We start from the raw sequence: 19,563 nt of genomic DNA on the forward strand, positions 1-19,563 counted from the left end.
ACAAAACCAGTGTGTAGCAGCCCGAGGCTGGCGCAGCCGCTCGACAGCGGGCTGGTGCACGCGGGCACTGCCGTTCCGGGCATGCCGTCCCCCCACACCGCCAACGACTGCTCGCTACGTCGTGTTAGCCGCTCATGGCCGGACCTGCAAAACGCAACGCCTCAGGAAAACCGCCAGGCCCGTTCCTGCCATGCCGCCTGCAAGCGCAGCATCGACGATCGCAATTGCCGGCGTGCCGACCATGCCAAGCCGGCCAGCGCGGCGTCCGGCGTACCCGGTGTACGTCGGCTATTCCAGGCGAACACCACCTGGTTACGCAGATCCGGTTCGGGCAGCAGCAGCACCAACCCGTCGAACAGCTCTCGCAGCTGCGCCAGATGCTCGGCCATCGGCACCTGGTAGAGATTCAGTGCCAGCACCCCGCCCTCGCGCAAGGCCGCGCGACAATCGGCATAGAACTGCGGCGTGCAGAGCGCCGGCGGAATGCCGTCGGCGTCGTAGGCATCCAGCAGCAACAGGTCGTAGCGGCCGGCGCGGCTGCCGATCCAGTCGGCGCCGTCCCCCAGCGTGATCTCCAGACGCGCGTCGTCGCGCGGGATGGCGAATGCATTGCGCAATGCCAGCACCTGCGGGTCGGCCTCCACCGCTTCCAGACGCGTGCTGCGCAAGTAGCGATGGCAGAACTTCAGCTGCGCACCGCCGCCCACCCCGATCAGCCCGATGCATTCCGGGCGCGGTTGCAGCCACAACGCAGCCAGCATGCTGCGCGTATACGGCAGCATCAGCCGATACGGTGCCCAGCGCGACATCCGGGTCTGCACCGTGTCGTCGGTGAAGGTCAGTTCCAGCTTGCGCCAGGTCCGCAGCAGCCCGGCACGCGCTGGCGCCTGCGGCGCTTCGCTCATCGGCTCGGCGGATCGTTGGCCACGCCGTGCGGCACGTGGCCGGCCGCCACATGCTGGTGCTGGCGTGCGCTGTCGATGTTGTGTTGCGAGTCGTCGAAGAAGATATCCGCGCCAAACGCTTCCAGAAACGGCCCCTTGTGCCGGCCGCCGAGAAACAGCGCTTCGTCCAGGCGCACGCCCCATTCGCGCAAGGTGCGGATCACCCGCTCATGCGCAGGCGCCGAACGCGCGGTGACCAGCGCCGTGCGGATCGGCGACGCTTCGCCCGGCGGAAACGCCGCCTGTAAGGTATGCAACGCCGACAGGAAATTGCGGAACGGCCCGACCGACAATGGCTCGCGTGCGCGCTCGCGCTCGTGGCGCCCGAACGCTTCCACACCCTGCTCGCGCGAGATGCGTTCGCTCTCATCGCCGAAGATCACCGCGTCCCCGTCGAAGGCAATGCGCAGCTGCGTGGACAGTCGGCTCTCGTCGTTGTCCACGATCGCTGCAGCCGCTTCGGCACGTTCGCCCGGCGCGCGCGGCATGATGGTGGCCGCAGCGATGCCGTGGGTCAGCGCACGCCGCACCGAGTCCGGGTTGGCCGACAGGAACAGATCGGTGCCGAACGGTTTGACGTACGGCCAGGTCGGCTCGCCGGAGGTGAAGGTCGCACGCACGATGCCCAGGTTGTAGTGCTGGATCGAATTGAAGATGCGCAACCCGGTATCGGCAGAGTTGCGCGACAGCAGAATCACTTCCACGCGCGGGGTCTCTTCGGGCACATCGTGGTTGAGCGCCAACAGCTTGCGCACTACCGGAAATGCCACGCCCGGCTGCAGGATGTCGTCTTCATGCTCGCGCTGAAATGCCGAATACGCCTCCACCCCGTCTGCCTCGAACAACGCATGGCCCTCTTCGAGATCGAACAGCGCGCGCGAGGTCACCGCGACGGTCAGGAGCCTGGGGGAGTTGTCAGCCATTTGGGTGCCGGGATTGGGGAGTGGGGATTCGGGATTGGTCAGAAGCTTAAGGAGTGGGGAATTTCAAATTCGGGATCGGATCATTCCTGCCGCAGCCTACCGTGTCGGCACCATCGCATGCGCCACGCGTCGCGCTGCAGCCGTTGCCAATCCCGAATCCCCAATGCCCAATCCCCGCCCCTCACACCGCAAACTGTTCGCTGAAGATGCGTTCTTCCAGATTGTGTTCGGGGTCGAACAGCAACGTCACCTGGCGCTGGGTGGACTCGCGGATGGTGACTTCCACCACGTCGCGGATCTCGTGCGAGTCGGCGGTGACGCTGACCGGACGCTTGTACGGGTCGAGCACGCGAAAGCGCACTTCGGTATCGGCCTTGAGGATGGCGCCACGCCAGCGGCGCGGGCGATACGGCGCGATCGGCGTCAGTGCCAGCGTATGCGAGCCCAGCGGCAGAATCGGCCCGTGCGCAGAATAGTTGTAGGCGGTGCTGCCGGCCGGCGTGGCGACCATCACGCCATCGCCGATCAGTTCGGCGATACGGGTCTGGCCATTGAGATCCACGCTCAGATGCGCGGCCTGGCGGGTCTGGCGCAGCAACGAGACCTCGTTGTAGGCCAGCGAGCCGGCACTGGTGCCCGATTCGGTCTGCACCAGCATTTCCAGGGGCCGCAGGTGCGCAGGTTCGGCGCGTTGCAGGCGCGCCAGCAGATCGTCTTCGTCGTCGCGGTACTGGTTCATCAGAAAGCCGACCGAGCCCAGCTTCATGCCGAACACCGGCTTGTCGGCGGCACCGTGACGATGCAGCGTCTGCAGCATGAAGCCGTCGCCACCCAGCGCGCAGACGACCTCGGCGTTCTCCAGCGGATGATCGCCGTAGCGCTGCACCAGACGCGCCCGCGCGCTCACCGCGGGCTCGGTGTGGCTGGCAAGAAAGGCAATGCGGGGTGATGCGGTCATCGTTGACTCCAAAGCATGCGAATCAGCATACCGCAGCACTGTGGTGGGCTTGTTGCCAGCGCGCCCTGCCCTCGCGCGCGCGGCCGCGATTGCGCCCGCGCGTTCAGGCGCCACCACGCCTTGGCCGTGTGTCCATGCAGTACCTGCGTTTGCTGGCGACTTCGCCACCGCAGGCAGTACTCCATCGGACACAACCGGCTGGGCTCAGGCCGTCAACCGCCACGCGCGATGGATGCGTGCATGGCGTTCGAAATCCGGGTCGATGGTGCGCGGGCTGATTTCCTCGCATTGCGCAAACTCGGCCACCGCCTCTTCATCCAGTTTGAAGCGACGGAAGTTGTTGGAGAAATACAGCACCCCACCCGGCGCCAGGCGTGCCACGGCCGCACGCAACAGCCGCACATGCTCGCGCTGGATATCGAAATCCTCCGCGCGCGCGGAGTTGGAGAAGGTCGGCGGGTCGCAGAAGATCACGTCGAAGTGCGCACGCTCGGCCTCCAGCCAGGCCAGCGCATCGGCCTGCACCAGCTTGTGCTTGCTGCCAGCCTGGCCGTTCAAGGCCAGGTTGTCGGCGCACCACTGCAGGTAGGTGCCGGACAGATCCACGCTGGTCGTGGCGCTGGCACCGGCTACCGCCGCCTGCACGCTGGCCACGCCGGTGTAGCAGAACAGGTTGAGGAAACGCCTGCCCTTGCTCTGCTGCGCCATAGTGCCGCGCAACGGGCGGTGATCCAGAAACAGGCCGGTGTCCAGGTAATCGAACAGGTTCACCCGCAGCAGCGCGCCGTGCTCGCGCACGTTGACGATTTCGTTGCGCTGCTCGAAACGGCCGTACTTGCTGCCGCCCTTGCCCCGTTCGCGCGACTTCAATGCGACACGCTCGGCCGGCACCTCGAACACCTCGCGCGCAGCCGCCAGCAGCTCGCCCAGGCGCCGGCGCACATCCGCCTCGGGAATGGTCGCCGGCGCGGCATATTCCTGTACATGCAGGAAGAGGCGCCGGTCGCCATCGGCTTGCTGATACACGTCGATGGCAGCGGAATACTCCGGCAGGTCCGCATCGTAGGCGCGGAAGCACTCGACGCCTTCGCGGGCGCGCCACTTCTTGAACTTCTGCAGGTTCTTGCGCAGGCGGTTGGCCACCATCTGCGCGCCTTCGCTGAGCGCAGTCGGTGCCGCCAATGGGGTACGGCGCAGCACCGCGATCGGGTCGCAGACGATCAACGCGCACTCGATCGCGCCATTGAACAGCTGGTATTTCTTGCCGGCGCGCAGCCCGGTGGCATAGGCCAGCTCGGCGTTGCCGCACAGCAGGCTCGCCCGCCACTGCGGCACCACGCGCTGCAGGGTGTCGCCCAGCTTGCGATACAAGGCCGCATCGGCAGCCAGGCGCTCGTCGTACGGCGGATTGCACACCACCACGCCGGTGGCCTGCGGCGGGGACTGCAGATCGCCGACCTCGCGCACGCCGAACCAGATCGCTTCGGCCACGCCGGCTACCTGCGCATTTTCCTTGGCGGCGCGGATCGCATGCGGGTCCATGTCGCTGCCGTGGATCACCTGCTTCAGCGCGGCACGCCCGGCGCTGTCGCGATCGCGCGCCTCGTTCACCAGCTGCTGCCAGCCCTCACGGTCGAAGCCGCGCCAGCGGCTGGGCACATCGCTCCCATAGCGTTGCAGGCCGGGCGCGACGTCGGCGGCCATCAAGGCACCTTCGATCAACAGTGTGCCGCTGCCGCACATCGGGTCCAGCAAGCCGCCGCCGTCGGCATATACGCGCGGCCAGCCGGCGCGCAGCAACACCGCCGCGGCCAGATTTTCCTTCAGCGGCGCCTCGTTCTGCGCCATGCGCCAGCCGCGCCGATGCAACGGGCCGCCGCCCAGGTCGACCGAGATGGTGGCGCGGCCCTTGCGCAGCGACAGGTTCAAGCGCAGGTCGGGGCTTTCCACATCCACCGACGGGCGTTCCAGCCCCTGCCTGCGCATGGTGTCGACCACCGCGTCCTTGATGCGCTGCGCGGCATAGCGCGCGTGCGTGATCGCGGTGCCGGAGACGTGCGCGTCCACCGACAGCGTGTGGCCGACGGACAGGTGCTCGTCCCACGGCAACTCGGACACGCCGGCATACAGCGCGTCCTCGTCCGGGCAGTCGAACTCGGTGAGCGGCCACAGCACGCGGCTGGCCAGGCGCGACCACATGACGGCGCGCAGCGCGTCGCGCGGTTCGCCTTCGACATTGACGCCGGAGATGGTGGCGGTGGCCTTGCTGGCACCGAGCGTCAGCAGCTCGTCGGCAAGCAGGTATTCCAGGCCCTTGGCACAGGATGCGAAGAATTTCACGTAGGCAGGTATCGATAAGACGCTGGCGCGGCGGCGAGCGTGGGAGCAGGACAGCGGGCCGGCGCCCGGGTGGGCAGTGCCGTGGTCGCCGTGGGTGGGCCGCAAATGGTCGGCCATCGCGGCCGGCATTACCACCCCCGCCGGCTGCACGGCCCGTCGCGCGGTTCACCAGGGCGCCAGCCGCCACTGCGCCTGCCCGGTGTCCAGCCGCTGCTGCAGGCCCAACCTGTCCAGGAAGGCGGCATCGTGCGAGGCCACCAGCAACGCGCCGGTGTAGCTGCGCAGCAGCGTTTCGATCGCTTCGACCGATGCCAGATCCAGATGATTGGTGGGTTCGTCCAGCAACAGCAGCTGCGCCGGCCGGGCCCGATAAAGCGCGCAGGCCAGCGCCGCCTTGAGCCGCTGGCCGCCGCTGAGCTGACCGGTGGGCAGGTCCGCGCGCTGCCGGTCCAGCCCCAGCAACGCCAGCCGCAGCCGCTGGGCGTGCTCGGCCGCGGCAGGATCGGCATCGCGCAGCTGCGCGACGACCGAGCGGGCCGGGTCGAGCATGGCCAGGTCCTGATCCAGATAGGCCACCGGCACATGCACCTCGCACTGGCCGGACTGTGCCGTCAGGCGCCCGCCCAGCAGCTGCAACAGCGAGGATTTGCCGCTGCCGTTCGGGCCGACCAGCCCGATGCGGGGCTGGCCGTGCAGCAGCAGATCCACGCGTCGCCCACCCAGCCGCCCAGCCGCCAGCTCCACCTGCCGCAGGGTCGCCAGGCGGTGCGACGCGCCCACCGCCATTGCCGGTGCCAGCAGTGCAATGGCCTGCGGCGCCTCCACCTGGGCGGCGGCCTGCGTCACCGCCTCCGCCAGGCGCGCCTGTTCGGCCTGGCGTTGCTGCTGCAGCCGGCCGGCACTCACCTCGCTGCGCTGCCGCTGGCCCCCGAGCAGGATCGGCGCCTGGTTGGCCTGCGCGGCCGCCCGCGCCCCTCGCGCCTGGCGCTGTTGCTGGCGCATGTGCTGCTCGCGCAGTGCCTGTTCGCCGCGTGCGCGCGCCTGTTTGCGCTGGGCGAGCAGTTCGCCGGCCGCCTGTTGCTCGCCTGCGTGTTGCTGGGCGTAGTGGGTGTAGTTGCCGCCATAACTGCGCACCCCGTGCGCGGACAGCGCCAGGATGCGCTGCATGCCGTCCAGCAGCACCCGGTCATGACTGATGACCAGCAATCCACCAGTCCACGCCTGCAGCTGCGCCATCAGCCGCTGTCGCTGCGGGCCGTCCAGATGGTTGCTGGGCTCATCCAGGATCAACATGTCCGGCTGCATCAGCCAGGCACCGGCAAGCGCCACCCGCATGGCCTGGCCGCCACTCAGATGCGCGGCGGGAGCATATGGATCGCAGCCGCCCAGCCCCTGCCGCGCAAGTGCTTCAGCGAACTCGGCGTGGGCGTTCCAGCGCTCGCCCACCCGCTCGAAATCGGCAGGCGCCACGCTCCCGGCGGCGATCCGCTTCAATGCATCCAGCAGCGGCGCCACCCCGGCCAGATCGGCGATGCGCTGCCCCGGCGTTGCGCTCACGCGCTGCGGCAGGTAATGCACGCTGCCACTGCGCACGCAGCGGCCGCTGCCGGGAGCCAGCTGGCCGGCCAGCAAACGGCCGAGCACACTCTTGCCCACGCCATTGCGCCCGACCAGGCCGGTATGGCGCTGATCGAGGTGCAGGGTCAGATCGGAAAACAGCGTACTGCCATCGGGCAGCACGAACGCGACGCTTTCCAGCGTCACCAACGGACAGGTCATCAGTGTCTCCATTGCATGCCAGGACACGTCGCGCTCCAGACGGAACGGCAACGGGTATGGCCGTCATCGCGACGGCGGCATCAATGGCGCATTGGACCAATCCTCGAATCGGGGTGCGGCCCAAGTGTAGGCCGGTCTGCGGCTGCAGCGAAAACTTCGAGCCCGGAGCTGCAGCGAAAACTTCGAGCCCGGATGCGCCGCAGGGCCGCTCGCTGCAATGGTTTAGATCGGCTAACAAAACGTGGCGAGCGGTCGTCAGGTGCGTGGGTGGCGCGGAGGAACCGGGGTGTACGGGTGGTACCTGAGCATGCCGGGCACCGGCCGCGCCCGCCTGGCGCGGAGCACAGTCGTTTTGTCAGCCGCTCTTGGCCGCAGCAAGCACCCGCCAGTGCACTAGATCACCCTGGCCGCCACCTTGCTGGCACAGCAGATCAGTGCGGTTGCGATTATCGGCGTCTGCAAGCGCGCGCCGACGCAGCGGACACGCGCCAACAACGCAGCGACACTCCACGCGGCAAGAGCGATTGGCCGCTGCCGTCAGTGACCCATCGGCTTTTGCGCAATGACCGTGGGAAAAATGCTGGCGCGATCGTCGATGAATCGCACGCTCGCAAAGCCGGCACTTTCCAGCTGCGCGCGCGTCTGCGCATGGGTGCGGAACGATGCCCAGCGCGCCTGGACGATATCGATGAAGACCTGGCTCTGCAGCACAAGCGACGCCTGGTCCAACAGCGCCAGCTTCCATGGGGATTGCGCACACAGGCTGGGCGGAGGCGTCAGGAAACTCGCCACCAGCGTACCGCCCGGCCGCAGCCTGTTGAAGAACGCGCTGTACAGCGCGACCACGCGTGCATCGTCGGGCTCGTAGAGATTGAGGCCGTTACTGGTCACCACGTCCACACTGCCTGCATCGCCCTGCGCCCAGGCATCGTCCAGACGCAGCGACAGCTGTTGTTCCAGCCCGTAGCCACGCGCCAGTTGCAGCGCACCGTCCAGCGCCTGCGGGTCCAGATCGATGCCGATCAGGCGCACATCCGGGCACTGCCGGTAATCCAGGCTCAACACGTCACCCATCCATCCGCACGGTACCGACGCGATGGTGATCCCGGGCCACAACAAGGCCTGCAATTGCGCACGGAAGATGCCGAACCGCTCGCGGGTTGCAAGCACGGCCGGCGTCTTCTCGAAAATTTCGTACTCCAGTGCCGGCGTGGTGTCTTGCGGCAGGGTGCCCGCCTGATAGGTGACCAACCGATGCGTCCACTCCGCATTGAGCCCGCGATTGCGCAACAGGAACCGGCCCAGCTCCATCGCCCACAGCGCATCGACCAATTGCAGCAAACGCTCCACCTCGGCAGCAGAACGGCTGGCGTCCTGTCGCAGTCGCGACCTGATCGACGCGAGCAGGGTCGCATCGTCGTGCAAGGCATCGCCTGCGTGCGAAATCAGGCGCGCATGCGGTGCGGTTGGCGGCACCGGTGGCTCGTCACGTTGCATCTTTCACCTCGGCAAGCGTCAATCGCTGGTGCCGACCATGGTGACGATGGCGGCGCTGCGCTGCGGCCGGAAGCGCGATGCAGGGTGCGGCTGAGCGAACGGGCGCGGCGGTGCGCGCGGGGTTGCGACGACACCGGGCACGCGTGTGCGGCGCAGCGCGACTCAGCCCAGACCGAATGCCGGGTGGTAGGCCACGTCGGCCAGCGGCAACAGCCGGTCCCCGAACGCCAGCGCCTGCAGTTCCGATACGGGTGCATCGGGCACGCTCAGGCCCGGCTCGACAGCAAACCCGAACCGGCGGAAAAAACCGGGTTCGCCAAAGACAACGCATCCCGCCGCACCGCGCTCGCGCAAGGTGGCCAGGGCTGCGTGCACCAGACGGGTGCCCAGGCCCTGGCGCTGGTGGCCCGGGCCCACCGCCAGCGGCCCCAGCGCGAACCAGCCGGACGAGCCGTCGGACAGGCTCACCGGCGACACCGCCAGATGGCCGACCACATATCCATCGTGGTCGGCGACCAGTGACAATGCCAGCGCATCGTCCTCGCGCAGCGCGGCGATCACGTGCTGCTCGTCATGGCGGCTGTGCTCGGCGCGCATGAACGCCACCATGGTCAATACCTCGATGGCTGCTGCGTCGCCGTCGCTGGCTTCGCGGATCAGTACCGCCATCGGCGGCTCGGACTGCGCGGGCGGCATGTCGTCGGCCTCGTGCATCACAGGCGCTGCAACAGCTCGGCAAACGCGCTCGCTGCCGTGTCCACATGCGCAGCAAGATCGTGCTCATCGTCGACCAACAACAGCCGCGCCCGACGCGCCTGCGCCCAGGCGATGACGTCTGCGGCAGGAATCAAGGCATCGCGCCAGGCATGCACCACCGAGGTCGGCACCGGTGCGGCGTCCAGCGCCGGCAACGGGCCCATCGTGGTTGGCGGCACCATCAGGAACAGTCCGCGCGTCGGCACCTGCAGGGACACCTGCGCGGCGATATAGGCGCCCAGGCTGGACCCGACCAGCACCAACGGCCCCTTGCCTGCGGCGTCGCGTGCGATCTGCAACAGGCGCTGCAGGCGTCCGCGCACGTCACCGAGCGGGCTGACGTCGCGTTGCGCGTCCAGATCGGTGAAATCCGGGCGCTCGTGGGTCCAGCCCAGGCGGTCGGCAACCTCGGCCAATGCGCTGACCTTGCGTGCCGCAGGGCCGCTCTCGAACCCGTGCGCCAGAATGCAATGGCCGCGGCTCATAGCGCCTGCACCGTATCGCCAACACGCAGCACACCGCCCCGCAAGACGCGCGCGCACAACCCGCCGTGTCCACGCATCGCGTTGTAGCCGCCAGCGCCCAGCGCGTCTTCCATGCGCGAACACGGGTCGCACGGGTCGGTGCCTTCCAGCTCGACATCGCCGATGCGAAAGCGCCGCCCTTTCAACGCGATCAGCGGAATGCCCGACACCACCAGATTGCGCCGCAGCGTGGCCGGCGCGATCGCCGCGTGCCCTGCCAGCGCCGCGATCACCGGCAGGTGCTCGGCCTGGATCAAGGTGATCCCACGCTTGCCGCTGCCGCCTTTGTAGCGATCGCCCACCAGCCCGGTGCCGGTGGTGGCCTGTGCGGCGTCCACCTCCAGCATGTCTACATCACGCGCAGGACGCACGCCGATCCAGGTCACCTGACCGGTCTGCGGCAGCGTCGCCATCAATTTGCCCAGCGGGCTGTCGGGATTCAAAGCCATCGGGCAATGCTAGCATTCGCTTCATGTCCGATGCCGTCCTGCCGTCGCCGCCGATCACCTACGCGCCGTTGCCTTATCAATCGCGACTGGCCCGCCGCCGGCTCGAGCACATCGACATGGTGGTCATCCACTGCACCGAACTACCGGACATGGCGATGGCGCGCGACTACGGCGAGCGCGTGCTCTACGACAGCGGCACCGGCAACAGCGGGCATTACTACATCGATCGCAACGGCAGCATCCAGCAGTACGTGGCGCTGGAGCGCGTGGCGCATCACGTGCGCGGCCACAATCCCCACACCCTGGGCATCGAACTGGTCAACAGCGGCCGCTATCCGCACTGGCTGGACTCGCGCCATCAGGTGATGCACGAACCGTATCCGGACGTGCAGATCGCCGCACTGGTCACCTTGCTGCAATGGCTGCAGCAGCAGCTGCCATCGGTGCGTCGCATTGCCGGTCATCAGGAACTGGACACCACCCAGGAAGCGGCCAGCGACGATCCCGCACGCAAGATCCAGCGCAAGCTCGATCCCGGGCCGTTGTTTCCATGGCCACGGATCGAAGCGGCGATCGGCTGGGCGCACGCATTGCGTTGAGGGCGCAGCTCACGCGTCGGCAACGCCCCCAATACTCGATCGATCAGGGGTCCAGGGCGCGATAGGTTTTTTCGCCGGCATTTACCGCCACTGCCAGCCGGTTTTCCGGTGGCGCGATCGGGCAGACCACGTGCGGGGTGAACGCGCAGGGTGGATTTTCGGCGAGATTGAAATCGAGCAGCACACGGCCATCGCGCGGCATCGCCGTGAACAGATAGCGCGCGCCACCATAACTTTCCTTGCCGCTGGTGCGATCGGTAAACAGAAAGAACAGGCCGCTGCCATCGTCCTGCGCGATCGCCTGCAGATGGTATTCCTGACGACTGCGGGTAAAGACCGCCTCGCCCGGAACCTGGACCGTCAATGGTGTGCCGATGGATGTCAGCAGGGTCACCGAGCGAGGCATGGCATACGGCTGCCAGCGTGCATCGACCCGCCAGTGCGGATCGATCGGAAAATACTCAAACCCCTGAAATGCGTTCAACGCCGGCGCTGACTGGTCGCGAAAACGCCAGCCGAACAACGTGCCGGTCTGCACCAGGTAGAACTGACGCTCGCCCACGTCGAGCCGGTCGCCACGCTGGCCCGCGCGCTCCGGTGTCAGGCCGACGTCAAGCACAGGCTGTCCGTTCAAGCGCACCGCCGCTCCGGCCGCCGCCTTGAAGCGCGCGTGCCCCTGCGCATCCAGGCTCAGCTCGCCCAGCTGTGCGGGGCCGGCAGGCAGGACGAGATCGCTGCGCAGATCGCTGCCCACCTGATACCGACCTGCACGCACGCGGCCGGAGCCGGTGTAGCTCAGCCAGCCATCGGGGGCGCGCACCTGCGCCAGCCGCTGCGCGCGCACACGTTCCAGCGCGAGCCGATACAGCTGCTTATCGGTCGTCGAACGCGTGGAGACACGCACATCGCCGGCATCACCAGAGCTTGCCGAACACGCAGCCATCGCCATCACCGCGACGCACAAGGCGCCCTTCTGCAACTGCAACCGCATGCATCCACCCACCACTGCAAGAAACTGCGCTCCGCGCAGCGAGCCTGCGTCCCCACAGACCACCATTCCTGCCAGTATTGTGCCTGATCAGGAAGCGGTCGCGACCGGGCGCGCCGGATCCTGCAACCAGCCGCTCCAGGAACCGGCATACACGCGCGCACCTGACAGGCCAGCCACTTCCAACGCCAACAGCAGGTGGCAGGCGGTCACGCCCGACCCGCACATCACCACGGCCTGCTCGGGCCGGTACGCGCCCAGCAATGCAGACAGCTCGCCACGCAATTCGTCGGCCGGCTTGAAACGGCCATCGCGGATGCTCAGACCCAGCGGGCGACTCACCGCACCCGGCACATGCCCGGCAACCGGGTCGATCGGCTCCACCTCACCCCGAAAGCGCTCGCCTGCGCGCGCATCCAGCAGCCAACCCGGAGCCTGCCCCAGTCGCGCCAGGATCTGGTCGGCGTCCACCACGGCATCGGCGTCGAAACTGCCGGGGTACGCAGCGCCGTCGTGTACTGCCGGCGGCTCGGTGGTTTGCGCCAGACCGGCGGCGCGCCAGGCGGCCAGTCCGCCATCGAGCACCGCCACGCGGCGATGCCCCATCAGCCGCAGCATCCACCACGCGCGTGCGGCGGCCATGCTGCCATCGCCGGCGTCGTAGACCACCACCTGACTCTGCGGATCGATGCCCCACGCACCCAGGCGCCCGGCGAAGTCGGCGCTGCGCGGCAACGGATGGCGCCCTTGATCGGCACGCGACAGGTCGGCCAGGTCGTGATCGAGATCGACGTAATGCGCACCGGGCAGATGCCCCTGGGCATACGCCTTGCGCGCCGCCTGCGGGTCGGGGGCAGTCGGCGGCGCGGCGCGCGCGTCGAGCAGCCGCAGCTGTGGGTACGTCAATGCTGCCGCCAGGGTGGCGCTATCGACCAGCGTGGTCCAGTTCGGATCGGCACTCATGCAACCTGCTCCAGGCGACGACGAAGATTGAGAAGAATGGCCGCGGTGGCGCCCCAGATACGCTGCCCGGGCCAGGCGTACTCGAGCACGCGACGTGGACGGCCGCGGAACTCAAGCTCCACGCTGCGCAGATTGTCCGGATCCATCAGATAGGCCAGCGGCACCTCGAAGATCTCGGCCACTTCCTCCGGTTGCGGCACGGCCACGAACGCAGGGTCGATCACCGCCACCACCGGCGTCACCCGAAACCCGCTGACGGTCAGGAACGGATCCAGATATCCCAGCGCATGCACCTGCTGCGCGCCCAGCGCGATCTCCTCGCAGCTCTCGCGCAACGCCGCCGCTGCCGCGTCGGCATCGGAGGGCTCCATCCGCCCGCCAGGGAAGCTGACCTGCCCGGCATGGTGGCGCAGGCTGTCGGTGCGCCGGGTCAGCAGCACCATCGTGCCCTGCTCGCGCGGCACCAGGCCGCACAGCACCGCCGCTTCGGCGGATGCGCCCCCTTCGCTCAGGTCGATCAATTCGGCATGGTTCCAGCCTGGGCCGTCGGGTGCGGTGTCCAGCGGATACAGCGCCCGGCGCAACTGCGCGTATTCGGGCAGCGCCGCCATCAGCCCGCGTGCAGGCAACACGGTATGCAATAACTCCTGGCGTTCGGCGTCACTCATGCTCATCCAGCGTGCGATTTCATCCAGGCTGCGCAAGCAGCCGACACAGTGCGACTGCGCGTCCAACGAACATACACCGATACACGGGCTGGGCAGATCCCCGCGATTGGAATCGGCGTCGCTCATCGCTCGTTTCCGCAGACGCGGCGTGGATGTTTCATCGGCTTCTTCAGGCAAGTCGGCCAGGCCAAAACGACAACGCCGGCCTGGTGGCCGGCGTTGTCAGTGCAACAGCAAGCGCAATTACTTGACGCTGACCAGCTTGATCTCGAACTGCACGGCCACGTTCGGCGGGAACGGCGTACGCGGGTCGGCGCCATAGGCCTGATCCGACGGCAAGGTCACTTCCCACTTGGAGCCGGCCGGCATCTGCAGCAGGGTTTCGCGCATGGCCTTCATTTCGACTTCGCTGACCTTGATGGCCGGGATCTGCTGGGCCGGACGCGCCTTCTCGCGGTCGCCGAAGGGGAACGGACCGGCCACTTCCAGCTGCACGGTGCTGGCCTGGGTCGGCTTGGCGCCCTTGCCCGCCTCGATCACGCGGTACTGCACGCCGCTCGGCAGCGTCTGCACGCCGGCGGTGCCCTTGTTCTTGGCCAGGAATGCGTCGCTCTTGGTCTTGTTGGCAGCGGCGGCCTTGTCGTACTCGGCCTTGGCCTGCTGGGCACGGCCCTGCTCGCGCTTCTGGAACGCTTCGACCGCCGGCTTGAGCTGGTCGGCGGTGATCGCCGGCTGCTTCTTGGCATAGGCGTCCTGCAGACCCTTTACCACCGCGTTGATGTCGAGCTGCTCGCCGCGACCGGTGAGCTCGGCAAGGTTATTGCCGTAGTCGTAACCGAAGTAATAGCTCAACTTGCCCTTTTCGGACGTCGTGTCCTGGGCCAGTGCATTGCCCGTCAGGGCCAGGGCCGCCACAGCGACCGCGATAGAACGCAACTTCATCAAACAATTCTCCAGGGTGGTGGCACAGGACGGGTCTGCCGCCTGAGATGACGCGCTAGGATAGCGGCCGCGATACCGAACCGCTACTTATCACGAAAGCTATGACCAGCAAGGCTTTCGGAAGTTCCGTATTTACTATTTTTTTACGTTCGCAAGGGTTTGCCATGTCCAATGACGTCATTCTGATCGCCGATCACGCCAGTGTCCGGACCATTACGGTCAATCGGCCGGACAAACTGAACGCATTGAACCGCGACACCATGCTGGCGTTGGACCAGGCGTTCGTGGACGCGGCCGATGCCGACGATGTGCGCGTGGTGATCCTCACCGGCGCCGGGCCCAAGTCCTTCGTGGCCGGTGCGGACATCGCGGAAATGAGCGACCTGTCGGCGATGGACGGCCGCGAATTCTCACTGGTCGGCCAGCGTTTGATGCGCCGGATCGAGCGCATGCCCAAACCGGTGATCGCCATGGTCAACGGATTTGCGCTTGGCGGCGGGCTGGAGCTGGCAATGGCCTGCCATCTGCGCATCGCCGCGTCCACCGCCCGCCTGGGGCAGCCGGAAATCAATCTTGGCCTGATTCCCGGCTTCGGCGGCACCCAGCGCCTGTTGCGCCTGACCGGACGTGCCGCAGCACTGGAGCTGTGCCTGCTCGGCATGCCGATCGATGCAGCGCGCGCCGTGCAACTGGGCCTGGTCAATCGCGTCGTCGAACCGGACGCCTTGCAGGAACAAACCCAGGCCTTGGCCCAACAGCTGGCCAGCGCCGCGCCATTGGCGTTGCGCGGCATTCTGGACGCGGTCGTGTTTGGCGGCGAATGCGGCATCGAAGAAGGCCTGCAGCTGGAAACCGCGCAATTTGCGCTGTTGTTCGCCAGCGAAGACATGCGCGAAGGCACCCGCGCGTTCCTCGACAAGCGCGCCGCACAGTTCCACAACCGCTGAGCCCCCGATGCCGAACGCCCCCATGCCGACACCGCGCGCACTGGCCTTGCACCTGTTCGACTGCGTGCAAGCGGACGATCTCGATCGCGCACTGCAGCTTGGCCTGATGGACTACCAGCCCGAGCCGCACCTCGATGCAGCGGATGCACCGATGGTTGCAACCCTGCGCGCCGCACAGCAACGCCTGCACGCTGCATGGGCCGCGCGCGAACGCTATCGCGCACGTGCCGCGCGCCTGCAACGCCGCGCCGCCGAGCGCGACGCGCGGCGTGCACCCGCACCGGCGCCCAGCCAGCCGACAGCGGCTGCGTTGCCGCCGCTGGCCGCGGCGATCCTTGCGCGTGCCAAGGCCAAGGCAGCCGGAGGCACGCAGCCTTGAACGTTGCACAGACGGCCCCGCCGGCACGCCGCGGCAGCACCATGCGCAAGCCTGAAATACAGGAAATGTTCGAGCGTCTGCGCGAACTCAATCCGCACCCGACCACCGAGCTGGAATACACCACGCCGTTCGAATTATTGATCGCGGTGTTGCTGTCGGCGCAGGCCACCGATGTCGGCGTCAACAAGGCCACCCGCAAGCTGTATCCGGTCGCCAATACCCCGCGCGACATTCTCGATCTTGGCGAAGAAGGGCTGAAACGCTACATCGCGACCATCGGCCTGTTCAACGCCAAGGCCAAGAACGTCATCGCCACCTGCCGCATCCTGCTCGAGCAGTACGGCGGCGAGGTGCCGCACGATCGCGCGGCGCTCGAAGCCCTGCCCGGCGTCGGCCGCAAGACCGCCAACGTCGTGCTCAACACCGCATTCGGCGAACCGACGATGGCCGTGGACACGCATATCTTTCGTGTCGCCAACCGCACCGGCCTTGCACCGGGCAAGGATGTGCGCGTGGTGGAGGACAAGCTGGTCAAGGTCATTCCCGCGCACTTCCTGGACGATGCGCACCACTGGCTGATCCTGCACGGCCGCTACGTCTGCAAGGCGCGCAAACCCGATTGCCCGGGCTGCGTGATCCACGACCTGTGCCGCTACCGGGACAAGACCCCGGCGCCCGCCGAACGGCCGTCAGCGTCGACGCGCTGAGCCGGTCCAAGCGCAGCCAACGCAACGATGCCCTCACCGCCAGGCGGGCGCCGCCAGTGCCCGGTGCGGCTGCGGCGTTGCAACTCGCGCATTCCGGCATTCCGGTCCTGAGCGCGCCAGCCACAGCCACCCCGAGACTCTCGCCGCGCTTGTTGAGCCGCTTCAAGAGCACGTGGCGGACACGCTGTAGCACAGCCACCCCCTAAAACAGCGACACACGGGCCCGCGTTCGCCCCCTGGTGCCGTCAAAACAATCTAGTACCGTCAACGCAAAAAGCCGTTGCGATTCCCGATTCTCGAATCCCGCCAAAAAAAAATCGTGACCGGATGATGCGTCTTTCGGCGCCATGCATCATCCGGTCACGACAGCTGTCACCCGGCGCGAACGCCGGGCGTTTGTCACTGATTACGCCGCTTTGCGCGGTTCGTCTACCGGCACGCTTTCCACGGTCGGCTGACCTTCGACGCGTCGGTCCAGTTCCTTCCAGTCCACCACCAGCTCGCATCCGCGCGAAGCCGCATTCCGGCTCCAGTCGCGCAGCAGTTCGATGCAGGCATGGTCGACGTGATGCAGCTTGGCCACGTCCAGATGCAGCGCGGTGTTCGGCGGCACACTCTCCAGCGTCCGCGCCATTGCCGGCACTTTCAGGAACGTTGCCGAACCCTGCAGGGTCAGGTGCATTTCGTCCTTCTTGTCGGCGTGCTCGCGCACCTCGACCTTCAGGCGCGAGGAGTGCAAGGCCAGACGGAACAGCGACAGGCCGAAGCCGATCAGCACGCCGGTCAGCAGGTCGGTCGCCACGATCGCGAAGGTGGTCGCCAGATAGATGGCCGCAGTTCCACGACCGTAGGTCGCCAACTCCTTGACCTGACCGATCTTGATCATCTTCACGCCGGTGTAGACCAGGATGCCGGCCAGACAGGCCACCGGCGTCATCCGCAGCAGCCATGGCAGCAGCATTGCGAACACCAGCAACCAACCGCCATGCAGGATGGTCGACGCACGCGTGGCCGCACCGGCCTGCACATTGGCCGCACTGCGCACGATCACGCCGGTCATCGGCAACGCGCCCAGGAAGCCGCACAGCATATTGCCCACGCCCTGCGCCGCCAGCTCACGGTCGTACTGCGTCCGCGCACCCTGATGCATGCGATCCACCGCCGCCGCCGACAACAACGTTTCGGCACTGGCGATGAAGGCGAAGGTCACCGCCGACACCAGCAAGGTGTGATTGAACACGCCGAAGATGTCGGAGATGCTGGGGATGCTGATCGCCGAGAACAGGTTGCTCGGAACGTCGACACGATTGACGTCCAGGCCCTGCAGCTGCGCCGTCGCGGTGACCGCAACCACAGCGATCAGGGCACCCGGCAAAAAGCGCAGACGCTGTGGACGCAACTTGTCCCAGGCCAGGATGATGCCGATCGTCGCCAGACCCACGAACAACGCCGTGCGGCCGGTGCCTTCGCTGACCGCCTGCCACAACACGGCAGGCAATGCGGCGAAGTTCTCCAAGCCACGCGCCTTGGGCGCAGCATCCATCAACACATGCGCCTGCGATGCCACGATCAGGATGCCGATGCCCGACAACATGCCGGCCACCACGGCCGGCGATGTCATGCGGAACCACACGCCAGCCCGGCACAGGCCGGCCACCAATTGGATCGCACCGGCCACCAGGATCACCGGACCAAGCGCGGCAGCGCCGTGCTCACGCACCAGTTCGAACACCAACACAGCCAGGCCGGCGGCCGGACCGCTCACCTGTAAAGGAGAGCCCGCCAGGAAGCCAACGACCAGCCCACCGATGATGCCGGTGATCAGACCTGTGGCCGGCGGCATTCCGGACGCGATCGCAATACCCATGCACAACGGCAGCGCGACAAGAAAGACCACGACAGACGACAACAAATCACGCCCGAACAGTCCCTGACGGAAATATCCGCCGATACCTGATGTGTTCATGATCGACTCCGTCAGGCGAGTTCAGCGCGAACGACTTGTTGCAGTCGCGGGCGCGGGGTGGCTTCGGGAGTGTTCTCGCCCAGCAACGGACGGAAGCCACCCTTCTCTGCATCGAAGGCGCGGATATCGCCATGGGCGATGTCGTAGATCCAGCCGTGGATGCGCAAGGTGCCAGCCGCAAGACGCGCTGCGACCACCGGCTGCGTGCGCAGATGGTCCAGCTGCGAGACCACGTTCTCTTCGGTCATGCAGCTGAGCGCATCGTGGCTGGCCGGGTCGTGGCCGTGGTGGGCAGTGACATGCCGCGCGGCATCGGTGTGCTTGAGCCACGCCGCCACCGACGGCACGTCTTCCAGCGATTCCGGCTTGAGCACGGCCTTCATCGCGCCGCAGTCGGTGTGACCGCAGATCACGATGTGACGCACGCCCAGAACGGCGATTGCGTATTCGATTGCCGCAACCACGCCGCTGACATGCTGGGAATACGGCGGCACCACGTTGCCGATATTGCGGTAGACGAACAGTTCGCCCGGCTGCGCGGAGAAGATCAGCTCCGGCATGACGCGCGAGTCGGCGCAGGTGATGAACAGGGTATGCGGGCTCTGGCCGCCGGCCAGCTCCTGAAAGAGCGCACTCTGGCGCGGATACACTTCCTTACGGAAATGACGAAAACCTTCTAGCAAACTTTCCATGGGAGATTCCTCTAGGCAACGAATGGCTCTCCGCGGCGCAAACCGCGAATTGCAAAGACAAACAAATCAATAGGAAGTCCGGCGCGCAACGCACCGGGTACAGCGACAGCGTGGATCAGCCAAGCAATGCGTTTGGAGGACGCAGTTGCGGGATCAGGTCGCGTTTTTGATTTGCCGGCGCGTGATGCGCGTGCCAAGAAGGGGAATACCGCGCCAGCATCGGCCATGCTTGGGAGAGCAAGGGGATATCGTCTGCAGGCTGTGTATCGACTTGGCTTTGTGTATCGCCTTCGTCCTGCGGATCTTCTGCTGCATCACGTTCTTCACCAGCATCCACCATCACCGCCAAGCCATCGCCCACCAACGCATTGTGGATGCGCGTGTGTGCATTGGCTGCCGACCACGCGGTGAGCGCGAGCAGGCAGACCAACAGCAATTGGAGGAATCGAGGAAACATGGCCTCGAAACTAACAATTTAGAAGCTGCATGCGCAAGTGGTGCGTTGCACAAGCTGACACATACGTTCAGCGGAAAGGAACTGC

General features: G+C 66.7%; 20 protein-coding genes and 1 other RNA gene. 4 read left to right on the plus strand and 17 right to left on the minus strand.

What is annotated here, in order from left to right; genetic code table 11:
* Positions 1 to 161: 161 nt before the first annotated feature.
* The 10 genes from FHY19_RS09240 to FHY19_RS09285 all read right to left on the minus strand — a co-directional run bounded on the left by FHY19_RS09240 (position 162) and on the right by FHY19_RS09285 (position 10,170).
* A complete protein-coding gene (locus tag FHY19_RS09240) occupies positions 162 to 905 on the minus strand; it encodes a transferase (RefSeq protein WP_259165166.1) in 744 nt (247 codons plus the stop codon).
* Complete coding sequence (locus tag FHY19_RS09245; protein WP_259153701.1) at positions 902 to 1,867, minus strand: 5'-nucleotidase; 966 nt, start codon at positions 1,865 to 1,867, stop codon at positions 902 to 904. Before FHY19_RS09245 ends, FHY19_RS09240 begins: the two co-directional genes overlap by 4 nt.
* A gap of 181 nt (positions 1,868 to 2,048) precedes the next feature.
* Entirely contained in the window at positions 2,049 to 2,825 is a 777-nt protein-coding gene (locus FHY19_RS09250) for an NAD kinase (protein ID WP_259153699.1), read from the minus strand.
* 204 nt (positions 2,826 to 3,029) lie between these two features.
* Positions 3,030 to 5,165, minus strand: coding sequence for a bifunctional 23S rRNA (guanine(2069)-N(7))-methyltransferase RlmK/23S rRNA (guanine(2445)-N(2))-methyltransferase RlmL (rlmKL, locus tag FHY19_RS09255; RefSeq protein ID WP_259166358.1), 2,136 nt, complete (start codon positions 5,163 to 5,165; stop codon positions 3,030 to 3,032).
* Positions 5,166 to 5,330: 165 nt separating this feature from the next.
* Positions 5,331 to 6,944 (minus strand): ATP-binding cassette domain-containing protein, encoded by a 1,614-nt coding sequence (locus FHY19_RS09260; protein ID WP_259165178.1) that lies wholly within the window; start codon positions 6,942 to 6,944, stop codon positions 5,331 to 5,333.
* A 229-nt stretch (positions 6,945 to 7,173) separates the two neighbouring features.
* Positions 7,174 to 7,247: non-coding RNA, sX9 sRNA (locus tag FHY19_RS09265), on the minus strand.
* A gap of 234 nt (positions 7,248 to 7,481) precedes the next feature.
* Positions 7,482 to 8,441 carry a class I SAM-dependent methyltransferase gene (locus tag FHY19_RS09270; RefSeq protein ID WP_259165180.1) on the minus strand — a complete coding sequence of 320 codons (960 nt, stop codon included), beginning with the start codon at positions 8,439 to 8,441 and terminating at the stop codon, positions 7,482 to 7,484.
* A gap of 162 nt (positions 8,442 to 8,603) precedes the next feature.
* On the minus strand, positions 8,604 to 9,110 hold the full coding sequence (locus tag FHY19_RS09275; RefSeq protein WP_259154004.1) for an N-acetyltransferase: 507 nt from the start codon (positions 9,108 to 9,110) through the stop codon (positions 8,604 to 8,606).
* Between the two features lie 44 nt (positions 9,111 to 9,154).
* Positions 9,155 to 9,682, minus strand: coding sequence for an alpha/beta fold hydrolase (locus tag FHY19_RS09280; RefSeq protein ID WP_326521118.1), 528 nt, complete (start codon positions 9,680 to 9,682; stop codon positions 9,155 to 9,157).
* Complete coding sequence (locus FHY19_RS09285) at positions 9,679 to 10,170, minus strand: MOSC domain-containing protein (protein ID WP_259153693.1); 492 nt, start codon at positions 10,168 to 10,170, stop codon at positions 9,679 to 9,681. Before FHY19_RS09285 ends, FHY19_RS09280 begins: the two co-directional genes overlap by 4 nt.
* A gap of 23 nt (positions 10,171 to 10,193) precedes the next feature.
* On the opposite strand from FHY19_RS09285, the gene FHY19_RS09290 reads away from it, so the two are divergent.
* A complete protein-coding gene (locus tag FHY19_RS09290; protein WP_259153692.1) occupies positions 10,194 to 10,769 on the plus strand; it encodes an N-acetylmuramoyl-L-alanine amidase in 576 nt (191 codons plus the stop codon).
* Positions 10,770 to 10,812: 43 nt separating this feature from the next.
* Here the strand turns inward: FHY19_RS09290 and FHY19_RS09295 are convergent, their stop codons facing one another.
* From FHY19_RS09295 to FHY19_RS09310, 4 genes are all read right to left on the minus strand, one after another.
* Positions 10,813 to 11,760, minus strand: coding sequence for a DUF1684 domain-containing protein (locus tag FHY19_RS09295; protein WP_259165185.1), 948 nt, complete (start codon positions 11,758 to 11,760; stop codon positions 10,813 to 10,815).
* 87 nt (positions 11,761 to 11,847) lie between these two features.
* A complete protein-coding gene (locus FHY19_RS09300; RefSeq protein ID WP_259165193.1) occupies positions 11,848 to 12,720 on the minus strand; it encodes a sulfurtransferase in 873 nt (290 codons plus the stop codon).
* Entirely contained in the window at positions 12,717 to 13,514 is a 798-nt protein-coding gene (locus FHY19_RS09305) for a CoA pyrophosphatase (protein ID WP_259165200.1), read from the minus strand. Before FHY19_RS09305 ends, FHY19_RS09300 begins: the two co-directional genes overlap by 4 nt.
* 117 nt (positions 13,515 to 13,631) lie before the next feature.
* Entirely contained in the window at positions 13,632 to 14,330 is a 699-nt protein-coding gene (locus FHY19_RS09310; protein ID WP_259153687.1) for an FKBP-type peptidyl-prolyl cis-trans isomerase, read from the minus strand.
* A gap of 164 nt (positions 14,331 to 14,494) precedes the next feature.
* On the opposite strand from FHY19_RS09310, the gene FHY19_RS09315 reads away from it, so the two are divergent.
* The 3 genes from FHY19_RS09315 to nth are packed head-to-tail and all read left to right on the plus strand — an operon-like array spanning position 14,495 to position 16,363.
* Positions 14,495 to 15,277 carry an enoyl-CoA hydratase-related protein gene (locus tag FHY19_RS09315; RefSeq protein WP_259153685.1) on the plus strand — a complete coding sequence of 261 codons (783 nt, stop codon included), beginning with the start codon at positions 14,495 to 14,497 and terminating at the stop codon, positions 15,275 to 15,277.
* A gap of 7 nt (positions 15,278 to 15,284) precedes the next feature.
* Positions 15,285 to 15,656, plus strand: a complete 372-nt coding sequence (locus tag FHY19_RS09320) for a hypothetical protein (protein ID WP_259153684.1) — start codon at positions 15,285 to 15,287, stop codon at positions 15,654 to 15,656.
* 41 nt (positions 15,657 to 15,697) lie between these two features.
* On the plus strand, positions 15,698 to 16,363 hold the full coding sequence (nth, locus tag FHY19_RS09325; protein ID WP_259165207.1) for an endonuclease III: 666 nt from the start codon (positions 15,698 to 15,700) through the stop codon (positions 16,361 to 16,363).
* A 406-nt stretch (positions 16,364 to 16,769) separates the two neighbouring features.
* On the opposite strand, the gene FHY19_RS09330 is transcribed toward nth, so the two are convergent.
* The 3 genes from FHY19_RS09330 to FHY19_RS09340 form a co-directional block, all read right to left on the minus strand.
* Complete coding sequence (locus FHY19_RS09330; protein ID WP_259153682.1) at positions 16,770 to 18,329, minus strand: SulP family inorganic anion transporter; 1,560 nt, start codon at positions 18,327 to 18,329, stop codon at positions 16,770 to 16,772.
* Positions 18,330 to 18,340: 11 nt separating this feature from the next.
* Positions 18,341 to 19,021: a carbonic anhydrase gene (locus FHY19_RS09335; protein ID WP_259153680.1), complete on the minus strand. Its 681-nt coding sequence runs from the start codon at positions 19,019 to 19,021 to the stop codon at positions 18,341 to 18,343.
* 115 nt (positions 19,022 to 19,136) lie between these two features.
* A complete protein-coding gene (locus FHY19_RS09340) occupies positions 19,137 to 19,457 on the minus strand; it encodes a hypothetical protein (protein WP_259154002.1) in 321 nt (106 codons plus the stop codon).
* Between the last annotated feature and the right edge of the window lie 106 nt (positions 19,458 to 19,563).

Origin of the sequence: Xanthomonas sp. 4461, from assembly GCF_024806475.1 — a bacterium.
GTDB lineage: Bacteria > Pseudomonadota > Gammaproteobacteria > Xanthomonadales > Xanthomonadaceae > Xanthomonas > Xanthomonas arboricola_F.